This is a genomic window from Aeromonas sp. FDAARGOS 1403, assembly GCF_019047325.1.
In the GTDB taxonomy this organism is placed as follows: domain Bacteria; phylum Pseudomonadota; class Gammaproteobacteria; order Enterobacterales; family Aeromonadaceae; genus Aeromonas; species Aeromonas dhakensis.
This window is the reverse complement of record NZ_CP077249.1, coordinates 3,072,223-3,087,427: the sequence shown is the minus strand read 5'-3', so window position 1 is coordinate 3,087,427 and position 15,205 is coordinate 3,072,223. Positions and strand designations below refer to the sequence as shown.

Here is a 15,205-nt window from a genome sequence, read left to right as displayed (position 1 = left end):
GTCGGCTGGCCGGCAGCACGCCGCTTTGTCAGACTGATTTGACGCCACCGGCCAAGGATTGCCATGACCACCCTGTTCAACTTTGCCCGTCCGCCGTTTGAGTGTCTGAGCGAACCTGAGCGCCAACAACTGGGGCAGGCCCTCTCCATCTGCTACTTTCGCGCCGGCCAGCCGGTGTTAAAGGCCGGCGACGCCCCGCCCGGCCTCTACCTCATCATCAAGGGGGCGGTGGAGGAGTCGACCGCCCACCATCAGTTTGGCGACTACGGCGAGGGGGACATGTTCGACGTGCGCGCCCAGTTCGACGGCCACTGTCGCCACCAGTTCAACGCGCTGGAAGATCTGCTCTGCCAGCTGATCCCCCGCGATACCTTCCTGGCCTTGTGTGAAGGCAACGACACCTTCGCCCGCTACTTCACCGCCAGCCTGGCACAGCGGCAGCAGCTGCAGGAACAGCGCGCCCAGTTGGGTCAGAAGAATCTGGCGGAGTTCATCCTGACCCGCATCGAACCCGGCCATCTGCAGCCGCCGCTCATCGTCGACAGCCGCCTGTCGCTCCTGGTCGCCACCGAGGCCATGGTGGCCAGGGGCACCGACTGCCTGCTCTACCCCGCCACGGACGGCAGCCTGAGCCTGGCGACCCGCAAGACCCTGCTGCACGCCCTCACCCTCAAGGGATTGCCGCTGACGGCGCCGCTGGCAGTGCTGACCCCCACCTCGCTGATCGGGCTGGCCCAGGGCAGCTATCTGTTCGATGCCCTGCTGCTGATGACCCGCCACCGCATCAAGCGGCTGGTTGTCTGGCAGGGACAGGAGGTAGCGGGGATCCTGCACCTGACCCAGGTGCTCGGCCTCTTCTCCACCCACTCCCACGTGCTGACCCTGCGCATCGCCCGCGCCGACACCCTCCCGGCGCTGGAGGCGGTGGCCCGTGAACAGCAGCAGCTGACCCGCTCCCTGTTCGCCCAGGGGATCCACACCGCCTTCTTGATGAAGCTCATCGCCACCATCAACGAGCAGCTGATCGCCAAGGCCTTCGCGCTGGTGATCCCGCCCGAGGTGCAGGAGCGGGTCTGCCTGCTGATGCTGGGCTCGGAGGGGCGCGGCGAGCAGATCCTCAAAACCGATCAGGACAATGCCCTGATCCTGCCCGCCGACCTGCACTGGCCAACCCAGCAGGCCGATCTGGCCACCTTCAGCGAGCTGCTGGCCAGGCTTGGCTACCCGCCCTGCCCCGGCCGGGTGATGGTCAACAACCCCGCCTGGGTCAAATCCCTCGACGGCTGGCTGCAGGAGATCGAGCGGGCCTGCGTCGAAGCCAGTGAAGCGGATCTGCTCTGGCTGGCCACCCTGGCCGACGCCCACCCCATCGCGGGCGATCGCGCCCTCCTTCCCCCCGTTGCCCGCAAGTTGCGCGAGCAGCTGGCCGAGCGGGGAGATCTGCTGGCGGAGATGGTGCGACCGGCGGTCGCCTTTCACACCCCCCTCACCCTGTTTGGCCGGCTGGAACGGGCACCGGAGGGGCTGGATCTGAAACGTGGCGGCCTCTTCCCGCTGGTGCACGGCATCCGCATGCTGGCGCTGGAAGCTACCATCCTGGAGACCTCCACCCTGGGGCGGATCGAGGCGCTGGTGACGGCAGAGCGGCTCAGCGCCAGCTTTGGCGCCGATCTGGCGGAGGCGTTCAGACTGTTCGTGCGGCTCAGGTTGCGCAGCCAGCTCAAGGAGGGGGAGAGCCGGGTGCAGGTCAATGATCTCAGCCATGGCGAGCGGGACCTGCTGCGCCAGGCGCTGCATCAGGTGAAGAAATTCCAGCAGTGGCTCACCTTGCACTTTCGTCTGAGACAATAGCGTGTTGAGCCGCCTGCGTCGTCACTGGCTTGGCCGCCGCTTTCACGCCTCGGCGTTCGCGCCGCTCTTTGCCGCCCCCCCGGCCGACGAGTGGGTGGCCCTCGACTTCGAGACCACCAGCCTGGATCCCGACCGGGCCGAGATCGTCGCCATCGGGGCGGTGCGCATTCGGGGCAACCGGCTGCTGACCGGTGAAGCGCTCTCCCTGCGGGTGTTGCCACCCGACAACCTCACCGCCGAGTCGGTGGTGATCCACGGTCTTCGCCATCAGGATCTGCAACAGGGCATGCCGCTGGAAGCCGCGCTGCATCAGCTGCTTGCCTTCATCGGCCCCCGTGAACTGGTGGGGTATCACATCGCCTATGATCTGCGCATCCTCAACCTGGCCTGCCGCAAGTTGTGGGGGCTGACCCTGGTGCAGCGGGGCATAGAAGTGAGCCGGCTTTACCACGATCAGCTCTATCGCCGCTATCCTGAGGCCGTCATCGATCTTCATCTCGCGGCGATCTGCCGCCATCTGGCGCTTCCCCCCCTGCCCGCCCACGACGCCCTCAGCGACGCCATCACCGCGGGCCTCATCTTCCTGCGCTTGCATCAGGGCGGGCCACTGGCTTATCCCAAAGTCTAATTGTCCACAAATAACATTTGATTCACATTTTGGTTACATGGGCAGCTTAGGCTGCCCGGTAGGGAACTCCCTCATCCACCGCTGACACTCAACGTCATGGAGCACTGCAATGGAACAGCAACCGTATCTTCGGATCCAGCAAGATCCCAACTTCCAGGCGCTGGTCGCCAAGCGCCAGCGCTTTGCCTGGTCCCTCTCCATCCTGATGCTGGGGCTCTACCTGGCGTTCATCCTGCTCATCGCCTTTGCCCCCGGCTGGCTTGGCACCCCCTTGAGCGAAGGATCTTCCGTCACCCGCGGCATCCCGGTCGGAATAGGTCTCATTCTGTCCGCCTTCGTGCTGACCGGTGTCTACGTGTTTCGGGCCAACGGCGAGTTTGACGAACTGAACCAGAAGATCCTCAAGGGAGTGAAATCATGAAAGGCAAGTTTCTGCTGCTGCCGGCCCTGCTGGCATCGTTCCCCCTGCTGGCAGCCGATGCGCTGACCGGCGAAGTGCATCGCCAGCCCCTCAACATCCCGGCCATCATCATGTTCGTGGTCTTCGTGGCGGCGACCCTGTTCATCACCTACTGGGCCTCCAAGCACAACCGCTCGGCCGCCGACTACTACGCCGCCGGCGGGCGCATCACCGGCTTCCAGAACGGTTTGGCCATTGCCGGTGACTACATGTCTGCCGCCTCCTTCCTCGGCATCTCGGCGCTGGTCTACACCTCCGGCTACGACGGTCTCATCTACTCCATCGGCTTTCTGGTGGGCTGGCCCATCATCCTGTTCCTGATCGCCGAACGGCTGCGCAACCTCGGCAAGTACACCTTTGCCGACGTGGCCTCCTATCGCCTCAAGCAGACCGAGGTACGCACTCTCTCCGCCAGCGGCTCGCTGGTGGTGGTCGCCCTCTACCTGATCGCCCAGATGGTCGGTGCCGGCAAACTCATCGAGTTGCTGTTCGGCCTGCAATACCATGTGGCCGTGGTGCTGGTCGGCATCCTGATGGTGCTCTACGTGCTGTTCGGCGGCATGCTGGCCACCACCTGGGTGCAGATCATCAAGGCGGTGATGCTGCTCTCCGGTGCCAGCTTCATGGCCATCATGGTGATGAAGTCGGTCAACTTCGACATCGGCACCCTGTTCAGTGAAGCGGTCAAGGTGCACGAGAAGGGCATCGCCATCATGAGCCCAGGCGGCCTGGTCGCCGATCCCATCTCCGCCATCTCGCTGGGTCTCGCCCTGATGTTCGGCACCGCCGGCCTGCCCCACATCCTGATGCGCTTCTTCACCGTGAGTGACGCCAAAGAGGCCCGCAAGTCGGTGTTCTATGCCACCGGCTTCATCGGCTACTTCTATATCCTCACCTTCATCATCGGCTTTGGCGCCATCCTGCTGGTCAGCACCAACCCGGACTTCAAGGATGCCACCGGCGCCCTGCTGGGCGGCACCAACATGGCCGCCATTCACCTGGCCGATGCGGTAGGTGGCAGCCTGTTCCTAGGCTTCATCTCCGCCGTGGCGTTTGCCACCATACTGGCGGTGGTGGCCGGGCTGACCCTGGCCGGTGCCTCTGCGGTCTCCCACGACCTCTATGCCAGCGTCATCAAGAAGGGCAAGGCCAACGAAGCCGACGAGCTGCGCGTCTCCAAGCTCACCACCATAGTGCTGGGTGTGGTGGCCATCGGGCTGGGCATCCTGTTCGAGAAGCAGAACATCGCCTTCATGGTGGGACTGGCCTTCTCCATCGCCGCCAGCTGCAACTTCCCGGTGCTGTTCCTCTCCATGTTCTGGTCACGCCTGACCACCCGCGGCGCCGTCTATGGCGGCTGGCTGGGGCTGGTGAGTGCAGTCAGCCTGATGATCCTGGGCCCGACCGTGTGGGTGAAGGTGCTGGGTCACGCCCAGGCCATCTTCCCCTACGAGTACCCCGCCCTCTTCTCAATGGGGCTGGCGTTTGTCGGGATCTGGTTCTTCTCGGTGACCGACAAGTCACAAAATGCCGCCGACGAGCACGCCAAGTTCTTCCCGCAGTTCGTCCGCTCCCAGACCGGGCTTGGCGCCGCCAGCGCCAGCTCCCACTGAGCCTTCCATTAACAGGTGCAAGCCGGCCTCAGGGCCGGCTTTTTTCATGCCGACAAGCTACGGTTAGCGCCCGTTGCAGTCCGATCGATGCGGCCATGGCCGCCAGGGTGCGCGAGTGCCCAGCACCACCATCCAAATCCCCCCTGCAATAGACCCGGATCACAGTTCTTGCTAAAACTTTCGGGGGATCTGTGCCATAATGCGCGCCATTTGACAGATCAACCGGGACATTCCAGTGCTTTCAAGCAACAACATCACCATGCAGTTCGGCGCCAAGCCGCTGTTTGAGAACATCAGCGTCAAGTTTGGCGGCGGCAACCGCTACGGCCTTATCGGCGCCAACGGCTGTGGCAAGTCCACCTTCATGAAGATCCTCGGCGGCGATCTGGAGCCCACTGGCGGCAATGTGAGCCTGGACGTCAACGAGCGGATCGGTAAGCTGCGTCAGGATCAGTTCGCCTACGAAGAGATGCGCGTACTGGACGTGGTCATGATGGGTCACACCGAGCTGTGGGCCGCCATCGCCGAGCGCGACGCCATCTACGCCAATCTGGAAGCGACCGACGATGACTATATGAAGGCTGCCGAGCTGGAAGGCCTGGTCGCCGAGTATGACGGCTATACCGCCGAAGCGCGCGCAGGCGAGCTGTTGCTGGGTGCCGGCATTCCCATCGAGCAGCACAACGGCCCGATGAGCGAAGTGGCACCGGGCTGGAAACTGCGGGTGCTGCTGGCACAGGCGCTGTTCTCCAACCCCGACATCCTGCTGCTGGACGAACCGACCAACAACCTGGACATCAACACCATTCGCTGGCTGGAACAGGTGCTCAACGATCGCGAGAGCACCATGATCATCATCTCTCACGACCGTCACTTCCTGAACTCCGTCTGCACCCACATGGCGGATCTGGACTACGGCGAGCTGCGCGTCTACCCGGGCAACTACGACGAGTACATGACCGCCGCTACCCAGGCCCGTGAGCGGCTGCTGGCCGACAACGCTAAGAAGAAGGCCCAGATCGCCGATCTGCAATCCTTCGTGTCGCGTTTCAGCGCCAACGCCTCCAAGTCCAGCCAGGCCACCTCTCGCCTCAAGCAGATCGACAAGATCAAGATTGAGGAAGTGAAGGTCTCCAGCCGCCAGAACCCCTTCATCCGCTTCGAGCAGGAGAAGAAGCTCTACCGCAACATCCTGGAGATCGAAGGCGTTTCCAAGGGTTATGGCGACGGCCCCCTGTTCAAGGGGCTCAACATGATGCTGGAAGTGGGCGAGAAGGTCGCCATTCTGGGTACCAACGGTATCGGTAAATCCACCCTGATCAAGACCCTCGTTGGGGCACTGGCACCGGATACCGGCACCATCAAGTGGTCCGAAAACGCCCAGATCGGCTACTACGCCCAGGATCACGCCGAGGACTTCGACACCGACCTCAATGTGTTCGACTGGATGGCCCAGTGGAAACAGGAGAACGAAGACGAGCAGGCCGTACGCTCCGTGCTGGGCCGTCTGCTGTTCTCCCAGGACGACATCAAGAAGCCGGTCAAGGTGCTCTCCGGTGGTGAACAGGGCCGCATGCTGTTCGGCAAGCTGATGATGCAGCGCCCCAACATCCTGATCATGGATGAACCGACCAACCACCTGGACATGGAATCCATCGAATCCTTGAACCTGGCGCTGGAGATGTACAAGGGCACCCTGATCTTCGTCTCCCACGACCGTGAGTTTGTCTCCTCCCTGGCGACCCGAATCCTGGAGCTGACCGAGAACGGCATCCGCGACTTCGGCGGCACCTACGAGGATTACCTGCGCACTCAGGGCGTGGTGTAACGCCCTCCTGCCCGCATATCCCGTCAATGAAAACCGGCACCTGAGTGCCGGTTTTTTTATGCCTGTTGGCAAGACTCCCTCTTGGGATGCAGACCAGAAGAGCCAAGGGTTTGGCTCCCGCAGCTTATCTTCGGCCAGGCAGCTTATTTCGGTCAGAAGGGGCAGCACATCCCGCCCCCTCTGCCGCGTGCAGATAAAAAAACGGCCCCATCAAGGGGCCGTTCTCATATCGACTGGGATCGGTTCGACTTATTCGACCGTGGCTTCCACGTCGGTGAAGTACTCGATCTTGGCAGACTTGCGCAGCTCGTCGATGAGAGACTTGTAGCTCACCTGAGCCTTGCCCTGACCCAGCTGGCCTTGCAGCAGCTTGGCCATGCCGGACGGCTCCTTGGCGACGGTCACCTTGTCCAGGGCCACCACCACGCGGTCGCCATTGGCTTCGGTCACCAGCTCGACGCTCGGCTTGCCATCGACCGGATGAGGCATGCGGAAGGCCTGTGCCACCAGATTCTGATCCAGATCCTGGGCGAAACGGGCTACGCCATCGTGGCTCTCCACCTTCAGACCCAGTGCAGTCAGCTCAGGCTGGATGTTCTCACCGGCCTTGAGCTTGTCCAGCAGACCCTGTGCCTTGCCACGGGCCACTTCACTGGCCTTGTCGTGCTTGATGGCGGCAATCACCTGCTCTTTCACCTCCGCCAGCGGCTTGGCCGCTTTCGGCTGGTGACCGGTGATGTGCATCACCAGCGCCTTGCCGTCAGCCAGTTCGATCACGTCGGAGTTGGTGTTGTCATCGCGCAGCTGCTCGGAGAAGGCCGCAGAGAGCGCCTTGGGATCGTTCAGCGGTGCCGGGGCATCAGCCTGGCTGAAGTAACCGGTGGACTGCACCTTGAGGCCCATGGTCTCGGCGGTCAAGTCCAGCGAGTCCGGGTTCTCGAAGCTGCTGTCGGCCATCTTCTGCTGCTCGGCAAAGAACAGCTCCTTGGCCTTGTCGCTCTGCAGACGGCTGATGGTCTCTGCCTTCACGTCGGCAAACGGCTTGGTCTGGGCCGGTTCAACCCCCAGCAGCTTGATGACGTGGAAGCCGAACGGGCTCTTGACGACGGCGGAGAGATCGCCTGCCTTGGTCAGGGCAAAGGCCGCCTTCTCGAAGGCCGGATCCATCACCCCTTTCTCGAACCAGTCCAGCTCGCCACCCTTCTTGGCGGAGAAGGTATCGGAGGAGTCGGCCTTGGCCAGGGCGGCGAAGTCGTCACCCGCCTTGGCTTTGGCCAGTACGGCTTCAGCCTTCTGCTCGGCGGCTTTCTCGTCCTTGCCAAACGGGATCAGGATGTGAGCCACGTGGCGACGCTCGGCACGCTGGAACAGATCCTGGTGCTGATCGTAGTAGTCCTGGGCATCCTGCTCGCTCACCTTGACGTCTTTGCCAAGGGTGGCGGCGTCCAGCAGCAGATAGTCGACCTTGACCTGCTCGTCGTTCATGAAGCGGTTGCTGTTGGCCTTGTAGTATTGCTCCACCTCTTCATCGGAGACTTTCACGTCACCCAGATAGGCGGAGGCGGCCAGGCGCACCAGACGCAGATCGCGAGTCTGGTTGTAGAGCTTGTCCAGTTGCTCGGCTTCACCCTTGAGCGCAAATTCGGTGCCCAGCAGGGCGCCCATCAGTTGCTGACGCACCATGTCCTGGCGCAGGGAGTCACGGAACATCTCGGGGGTCATGCCGGCACGGCGGATCAGCTGCAGGTAGCGATCGTTGTTGAACTTGCCCTCTTCGGCAAACTCGGGCATGGCGACGATGGCCTGCTTGATCTGCTCATCGCTGACCCGCAGACCCAGTTCACGGGCCTTGCTGTCAAACAGGGCCTGATCGATCAGACGGTCCAGTACGCCGCGACGGAACTGTTTCATGTAATCGGGATTGGCGGCCAGCTGATTGAAGGACTCCCCCATTTGGGACTCCATGCGGGCGCGCTCGTTGCGGTAGGCATTTTCCAGTGCCGCGGCAGTGATATCCGTGCCGTTGACGGTGGCGGGGGCGGTACGGGCCGGACCGTTCAGATAGCTACCTACACCGGCCAAGGCAAAGGAGAGGATGATCAGGCCCAAGATAACCTTGGCCACCTTGCCCTGCGCCCCTTCGCGTAGTTTATCCAACATCATGTTTGTACTTATGCTCCCGAACTCGATGGGCGTAAATAATGAAAAGGCGCACCGATTGCGATGCGCCTTGGTCAATCAGTATGAGGGAGAGCCCTCTCACTTGTCTGGTCTATGACCAAGGACGGTAGCCGATGTAGAATCAGCGCCCGGCTTAGTTGACCGCGTCTTTCAGGGCCTTACCAGCTTTGAAGGCAGGAACTTTACCAGCGGCGATTTCGATGGTCGCGCCAGTTTGCGGGTTACGGCCAGAACGGGCAGCACGTTCGCGCACGGCGAAAGTACCGAAACCAACCAGAGCAACCTGGTCACCCTCTTTCAGAGCTTCACCGACGGCGTCAATGAAAGCATCCAGCGCACGGCCAGCAGCGGCTTTGGAGATATCAGCACCGTCTGCAATCTTGTCAATCAGTTGAGATTTATTCACTCTTATATTCCCCTTTTATCGAACATCGCTGCGGCGCCGATTTCCCTGGCCACAACAAGTGGAGGTTTTATAGCAAGCCTCCTGATCAGTTGCAAGTGACAATCTGGCGCAAACCCGCGCCACATCACGCCTTGCGACTCATCATGAGTTCCCGATCGGTGGTCAAGGCTACTTCCGTTATCCGGAGCATGCAAGCCTTAACCACCGCCCGAATGCGCCAAATTTGCGGCGCATCAACATTTATACGACAGAAACGCGCTCAAACCCTTGCGGATTGTCCTGCAACGCCAGTTCCAGCACCTCATCAATCCAGCGAACCGGATGAATTTCAAGGTCTTGTTTGACGTTGTCCGGGATCTCCTCGAGGTCCCGCTCGTTCTCTTTCGGGATCAGCACACGCTTGATGCCACCACGATGAGCCGCCAGCAGCTTCTCTTTGAGACCGCCGATGGGCAGCACTTCGCCGCGCAAGGTGATTTCCCCCGTCATGGCCACATCAGCACGAACCGGATTACCGGTCAAGCTGGAGACCAGGGCGGTACACATGGCGATACCGGCGCTCGGACCATCTTTGGGGGTGGCCCCTTCCGGTACGTGCACGTGGATGTCGCGCTTCTCGTAGAAGTCCGCATTGATGCGCAGCTTCTCGGCACGGGCCCGCACCACCGTCATGGCCGCCTGGATGGACTCCTGCATCACGTCACCGAGGGAGCCTGTATAGGTGAGCTTGCCCTTGCCCGGCATGTTGGTGGTCTCGATGGTGAGCAGATCGCCCCCCACTTCGGTCCACGCCAGACCACAGACCTGACCCACCTGGTTCTGGTCGGTCGCCTTGCCGTAGTCAAAGCGCTGTACCCCGAGGAACTCCTTGAGGTTGGCCTGATTGACCTGAACATGCTTGATGCTCTTGTCCAGCAGGATGCGCTTGACCGCTTTGCGACAAATCTTGGAGATCTCGCGCTCCAGGCTACGCACCCCCGCCTCGCGGGTGTAGTAGCGGATCACCCCGACCAGGGCGGAATCCTCGATGGTGATCTCGGACTCTTTCAGGCCGTTGCGCTGGATCTGCTTGGAGACCAGGTGCTGCTTGGCGATGTTGAGCTTCTCGTCTTCGGTGTAACCGGACAGACGGATCACTTCCATCCGGTCCAGCAGCGGACCCGGGATGTTCATGGAGTTGGAGGTAGCCACGAACATCACGTCCGACAGGTCATAATCCACTTCCAGGTAGTGATCGTTGAAGCTGTTGTTCTGCTCGGGATCCAGCACTTCCAGCAGGGCGGAGGCGGGATCGCCACGCATGTCCGAGCTCATCTTGTCGATCTCGTCGAGCAGGAACAGCGGGTTCTTCACGCCGACTTTAGCCATCTTCTGGATGAGCTTGCCGGGCATGGAGCCGATGTAGGTACGACGGTGACCGCGGATCTCCGCCTCGTCACGCACGCCGCCCAGCGCCATGCGCACATATTTGCGACCGGTCGCCTTGGCGATGGACTGACCAAGCGAGGTCTTGCCCACACCGGGAGGCCCAACCAGACAAAGGATGGGGCCCTTGAGCTTGTTCACCCGTGCCTGCACCGCCAGATACTCGAGGATGCGATCCTTGACCTTCTCCAGGCCATAGTGATCGGCATCCAGCACCTCTTGCGCCTTGCCCAGGTCTTTCTTGACCTTGGAACGCGCCTTCCACGGCACCTGCACCATCCAGTCGACGTAGCTGCGCACCACGGTGGCTTCCGCCGACATGGGGGACATCATCTTCAGCTTGGCAAGCTCGGCCTGCGCCTTCTCACGGGCATCTTCCGGCATGCCGGCCTCTTCAATCTTGCGATTGAGGGCCTCGAACTCATCCGGACTGTCTTCCAGCTCACCCAGCTCTTTCTGGATGGCCTTCATCTGCTCGTTGAGATAATACTCGCGCTGGCTCTTCTCCATCTGCTTCTTGACCCGGGAGCGGATGCGCTTCTCGACCTGCAGCAGGTCGATCTCCGACTCCATCATGGCCATCAGAAACTCGATGCGCTCGGACACAGAAGCGATTTCCAGCACCTTCTGCTTGTCTTCGAGCTTGAGCGGCATGTGGGCAGCCATGGTATCGGCCAGGCGCGCCGCATCGTCGATCGCCGAAATCGAGGTGAGCACCTCGGGCGGGATCTTCTTGTTGAGCTTGATGTAACCTTCAAACTGACCGATGGCAGAACGTACCAGCACGTCCTGATCCTTCTCGTCGATCGCCTTGGAGGCGATGTACTGCGCCTCGCCAACGAAGAAGTCCCGGTCGTCGATCATCCGCTCAAGACGGGCACGCTGGCCCCCTTCCACCAGCACCTTGACGGTGCCGTCGGGCAGCTTGAGCATCTGCAGAATATTGGCCACTGTCCCGACGGAGAAGATCTCCTCCACCGTCGGCTCATCGGTTGACGCATCCTTCTGGGCCACCAGCAGAACTTTCTTGTCCTGCTCCATGGCCGCTTCCAGACAGCGAATGGATTTTTCCCGCCCCACAAAGAGTGGAATGACCATGTGGGGATAAACCACCACGTCACGAAGAGGCAGGACGGGAATCTCGATGCGTTCTGAACGCTCTAGGTTCATATATGTCCTCTCGGCTTGTTATACCGTTGGCAAAGCGCTTGGCTGAGTATATGGGGGCGCTTAGATGAGATTCAATCGCCGAAACCGCAAAAAGCATGAAAGGGGCAAAAAGCCCCTTTCATTTGATTAAAAATCAGACATTTACTCTGATGCGGCGGCCTGGGTCTCGGGATTTTCGTAGATCATCAAGGGCGCGGAGTCCCCCTTGATCACGGTCTCGTCGATCACCACCTTGCTGACACCGTCCAGCGACGGCAGGTCATACATGGTATCCAGCAGCACGGCTTCCACGATGGAACGTAGACCGCGAGCGCCGGTTTTGCGCTCCATCGCCTTGCGGGCAATGGCGTTCAAGGCGTCGTCACGGAACTCCAGCTCCACCCCTTCCAGATCGAACAGCGCGGCATACTGCTTGGTCAGCGCGTTCTTCGGCTCTTTCAGGATCTGGATGAGGGCAGCCTCGTCCAGCTCGGTCAGGGTCGCGACCACCGGCAGACGACCGATGAACTCGGGGATCAGACCGTATTTGATCAGATCTTCCGGCTCCACCTTGGCAAAGCTCTCGCTCAGGGTCGCCTTGGCGCTCTTGGACTTGACCTCGGCACCAAAGCCGATGCCGGTGCCCTTGACGGAGCGCTGCTCGATCACCTTGTCCAGGCCGGCGAAGGCGCCACCACAGATGAACAGGATCTTGGAGGTATCAACCTGCAAGAACTCCTGCTGCGGGTGCTTGCGACCACCTTGCGGCGGCACGGAAGCGATGGTCCCTTCGATCAGCTTGAGCAGGGCCTGCTGCACCCCTTCCCCGGATACATCGCGGGTGATGGAGGGGTTGTCCGACTTGCGGGAGATCTTGTCGATCTCGTCGATGTAGACGATGCCGCGCTGGGCCTTCTCCACGTCGTAGTCGCACTTTTGCAGCAGCTTCTGGATGATGTTCTCCACGTCCTCGCCCACGTAACCGGCTTCGGTCAATGTGGTGGCGTCGGCCATGGTGAACGGCACATCCAGCAGACGAGCCAGGGTTTCGGCCAGCAGGGTCTTGCCGCTGCCGGTCGGACCGATCAGCAGGATGTTGGATTTGCCCAGCTCCACACCACCGGACTCGCTGCCGCTGCGCAGCCGCTTGTAGTGGTTGTAGACGGCTACCGCCAGCACCTTCTTGGCGTACTCCTGCCCGATCACATAGTCATCCAGATGAGCGCGGATTTCATGAGGGGTCGGCAGCTCGCTACCATCGCGCTTGGGCGAGATCTCGCGGATCTCCTCGCGGATGATGTCGTTGCACAGCTCGACGCACTCATCACATATGTAGACGGAAGGGCCAGCGATCAGCTTGCGCACTTCATGCTGGCTTTTGCCGCAAAAAGAGCAGTAGAGCAGCTTATCACCCTCACCCTTGCGTTTTTCTGTCATTCAGCAACCTCGTTTTATCAATAGAGGATGGATTGTCCTGTTGAGTTTACAACAGTCCGGAACACCCTGCCCATGCCTGATCTGCCGATTGAGGGCATCACCAAATCAGATGATGTCCTCAATGATGGTACGGGCTAGCTCGTGGCTCAGCCGCGGCGGCTCAGGACACCGTCAACCAGACCATAGGCCACGGCCTGCTCGGCGGACATGAAGTTGTCACGGTCGGTGTCACGCTCGATGGTGGCCATGTCCTGTCCGGTATGGAAGGCAAGACGCTCGTTCAGGGTATTCTTGATCTTCAGGATCTCCTGGGCGTGGATCTGGATGTCAGATGCCTGGCCCTGGAAACCGCCCAGCGGCTGGTGGATCATCACCCGGGCATTGGGCAGGCAGAAGCGCTTGCCCTTGGCACCACCGGCCAGCAGGAAGGCGCCCATGGAGCAGGCCTGCCCCATGCACACAGTGCTGACGTCCGGCTTGATGAACTGCATGGTGTCATAAATGGACATGCCGGCCGTGACGGCCCCACCCGGAGAGTTGATGTAGATGCTGATGTCCTGATCCGGATTTTCGGACTCCAGGAACAGCAGCTGAGCCACCACCAGATTCGCCATGTGATCTTCGACCTGACCGGTCAAGAAGATCACCCGCTCCTTCAGCAGACGAGAATAGATGTCGTAGGAACGCTCCCCTTTCGCGGTTTGCTCTACCACCATCGGGATGAGCGCATTGCGTGGGGATTCAGTCACATCGTTATAGTTCTTGTACATAAGGCATTGTCCCTAAAATAAAATGGCCCGAGTGGAGATCACACGAGCCATTATACTTAACAGTCTTGACCTTAAGTCAAATGTTCTTAGGCAGCGGCACCGGACTTGTTGATCACTTCGTCAAATGCAACTTCTTTCTCGGTCACCTGGGCCTTGGAGAGGATCAGGTCGATGGCTTGATCTTCTACCGCCAGGTTGCGAACGCCGTTCAGCATCTGCTCGTTCTTCTGGTAGTACTCGATCACTTCCTTCGGATCTTCGTAGGCAGTGGCCATGGATTCGATGATGCTGTTGACGCGGGCGTCGTCAGCCTTGATCTCGTTGGTACGGATCACGTCACCCAGCAGCAGACCTACGCGTACGCGACGCTCGGCCTGGGCCTGGAACAGCTCGGCCGGCAGTTCAGGTGCGTTGCCGCCCTGGAAGCCGCCGAAACGCTGCAGCGCCTGTTGACGCAGTGCATCGATTTCCTGAGCAACGGCAGCCTTCGGCAGATCGATCTGGTTGGCTTCAACCAGGCCGTTCAGCACCTGCTCTTTCACGCTGTTTTTCAGGGCTTGAGCCAGTTCGCGCTCCATGTTCTTGCGCACTTCGGCTTTCAGCTCTTCAACGCTGCCGCTCTCGATGCCGAAACGCTTGACGAACTCTTCGGTCAGCTCAGGCAGGATCTGCTCTTCCACCTTGTTCAGCTTGGAAGCGAACTTGGCAGCTTTGCCTTTCAGGTTTTCAGCGTGGTAGTCAGCCGGGAAGGTCACGTCGATGGTGAACTCGTCGCCTGCTTTCTTGCCCATGATGGCGTCTTCGAAGCCAGGGATCATGCGGCCGGCGCCCAGCACCAGGTTGAAGCCTTCAGCCTTGCCGCCGTCGAACTCTTCACCGTCGATGGAACCGACGAAGTCCATGGTCACACGCATGCCATCGGCAGCGGCGGCGTCCACGTCACTCCAGGTAGCGTGCTGCTTGCGCAGGGTGTCGATCATGTTGGCCAGATCTTCATCCTTCACTGTAGCAACCGGCTTCTCGACCTTGATGGTCTCCAGACCGGCAACTTCGAACTCCGGATACACTTCGAAAGTGGCGGTGAATTCGAAATCCTGACCTTCTTTGATCTCTTTCGGATCCATGGTCGGGGCACCGGCCGGGCTCAGTTTGTTGTCGATGATGGCCTTGATGAAGTTGCTCTGCATCATTTCGTCAGCAACGCGAGCATGAGCCATGGCGCCGAACATTTTCTTGATGATGGCAACCGGAGCCTTGCCAGGACGGAAACCGTCGATGCGACGGGTTTTGGCCAGGCCGTTCAATTCTTTGCGCACGGCGGCGTCAACGGTAGCGGCCGGTACGGTGATGGTAAGACGGCGTTCCAGACCCTGGGTTGTCTCTACAGAAACTTGCATTCTTCTACCTCGTTCAACTCAGCACTGCGTGCTGACCCTTTATTGCCCCTGGGCAAAGCC

At 60.5% G+C, this 15,205-nt stretch carries 11 protein-coding genes; 5 read left to right on the top strand and 6 right to left on the bottom strand.

All coding sequences use genetic code 11. The features are described 5' to 3' along the window. The first annotated feature begins 63 nt into the window (after positions 1-63). The 5 genes from I6L33_RS14505 (at position 64) to I6L33_RS14485 (ending at position 6,380) form a co-directional block, all read left to right on the top strand. On the top strand, positions 64-1,851 hold the full coding sequence (locus tag I6L33_RS14505; RefSeq protein WP_216972772.1) for a putative nucleotidyltransferase substrate binding domain-containing protein: 1,788 nt from the start codon (positions 64-66) through the stop codon (positions 1,849-1,851). A gap of 1 nt (position 1,852) precedes the next feature. Further along, entirely contained in the window at positions 1,853-2,479 is a 627-nt protein-coding gene (locus I6L33_RS14500) for a 3'-5' exonuclease (RefSeq protein ID WP_216972771.1), read from the top strand. A 109-nt stretch (positions 2,480-2,588) separates the two neighbouring features. Further along, positions 2,589-2,900: a DUF485 domain-containing protein gene (locus tag I6L33_RS14495; RefSeq protein WP_005301514.1), complete on the top strand. Its 312-nt coding sequence runs from the start codon at positions 2,589-2,591 to the stop codon at positions 2,898-2,900. Then, positions 2,897-4,552, top strand: a complete 1,656-nt coding sequence (locus I6L33_RS14490) for a cation acetate symporter (RefSeq protein WP_216972770.1) — start codon at positions 2,897-2,899, stop codon at positions 4,550-4,552. The genes I6L33_RS14495 and I6L33_RS14490 overlap by 4 nt, the downstream gene beginning before the upstream one ends. Positions 4,553-4,787: 235 nt before the next feature. Beyond that, a complete protein-coding gene (locus I6L33_RS14485) occupies positions 4,788-6,380 on the top strand; it encodes an ABC-F family ATPase (protein ID WP_010633798.1) in 1,593 nt (530 codons plus the stop codon). A gap of 249 nt (positions 6,381-6,629) precedes the next feature. Here I6L33_RS14485 and ppiD read toward each other — a convergent pair whose 3' ends face one another. From ppiD to tig, 6 genes are all read right to left on the bottom strand, one after another. After that, entirely contained in the window at positions 6,630-8,543 is a 1,914-nt protein-coding gene (ppiD, locus tag I6L33_RS14480; RefSeq protein WP_162518922.1) for a peptidylprolyl isomerase, read from the bottom strand. A gap of 151 nt (positions 8,544-8,694) precedes the next feature. Then, positions 8,695-8,967: a nucleoid-associated protein HU-beta gene (gene hupB / locus I6L33_RS14475; RefSeq protein ID WP_005315375.1), complete on the bottom strand. Its 273-nt coding sequence runs from the start codon at positions 8,965-8,967 to the stop codon at positions 8,695-8,697. A gap of 240 nt (positions 8,968-9,207) precedes the next feature. Next, positions 9,208-11,562: an endopeptidase La gene (lon, locus tag I6L33_RS14470; RefSeq protein WP_005301522.1), complete on the bottom strand. Its 2,355-nt coding sequence runs from the start codon at positions 11,560-11,562 to the stop codon at positions 9,208-9,210. Positions 11,563-11,703: 141 nt separating this feature from the next. After that, positions 11,704-12,978, bottom strand: coding sequence for an ATP-dependent protease ATP-binding subunit ClpX (gene clpX / locus I6L33_RS14465; protein WP_005301524.1), 1,275 nt, complete (start codon positions 12,976-12,978; stop codon positions 11,704-11,706). Between the two features lie 146 nt (positions 12,979-13,124). Further along, a complete protein-coding gene (clpP, locus tag I6L33_RS14460; protein ID WP_005301526.1) occupies positions 13,125-13,748 on the bottom strand; it encodes an ATP-dependent Clp endopeptidase proteolytic subunit ClpP in 624 nt (207 codons plus the stop codon). 86 nt (positions 13,749-13,834) lie between these two features. Further along, on the bottom strand, positions 13,835-15,145 hold the full coding sequence (tig, locus tag I6L33_RS14455) for a trigger factor (protein WP_017764311.1): 1,311 nt from the start codon (positions 15,143-15,145) through the stop codon (positions 13,835-13,837). Positions 15,146-15,205: the final 60 nt, after the last annotated feature.

Coding starts and splice junctions, on each gene's coding strand:
- I6L33_RS14505 (WP_216972772.1), top strand. CDS start 64: ATGACCACCCTGTTCAACTTTGCCCGTCCGCCGTTTGAGTGTCTGAGC.
- I6L33_RS14495 (WP_005301514.1), top strand. CDS start 2,589: ATGGAACAGCAACCGTATCTTCGGATCCAGCAAGATCCCAACTTCCAG.
- I6L33_RS14490 (WP_216972770.1), top strand. CDS start 2,897: ATGAAAGGCAAGTTTCTGCTGCTGCCGGCCCTGCTGGCATCGTTCCCC.
- ppiD (WP_162518922.1), bottom strand. CDS start 8,543: ATGATGTTGGATAAACTACGCGAAGGGGCGCAGGGCAAGGTGGCCAAG.
- lon (WP_005301522.1), bottom strand. CDS start 11,562: ATGAACCTAGAGCGTTCAGAACGCATCGAGATTCCCGTCCTGCCTCTT.
- clpX (WP_005301524.1), bottom strand. CDS start 12,978: ATGACAGAAAAACGCAAGGGTGAGGGTGATAAGCTGCTCTACTGCTCT.
- clpP (WP_005301526.1), bottom strand. CDS start 13,748: ATGTACAAGAACTATAACGATGTGACTGAATCCCCACGCAATGCGCTC.
- tig (WP_017764311.1), bottom strand. CDS start 15,145: ATGCAAGTTTCTGTAGAGACAACCCAGGGTCTGGAACGCCGTCTTACC.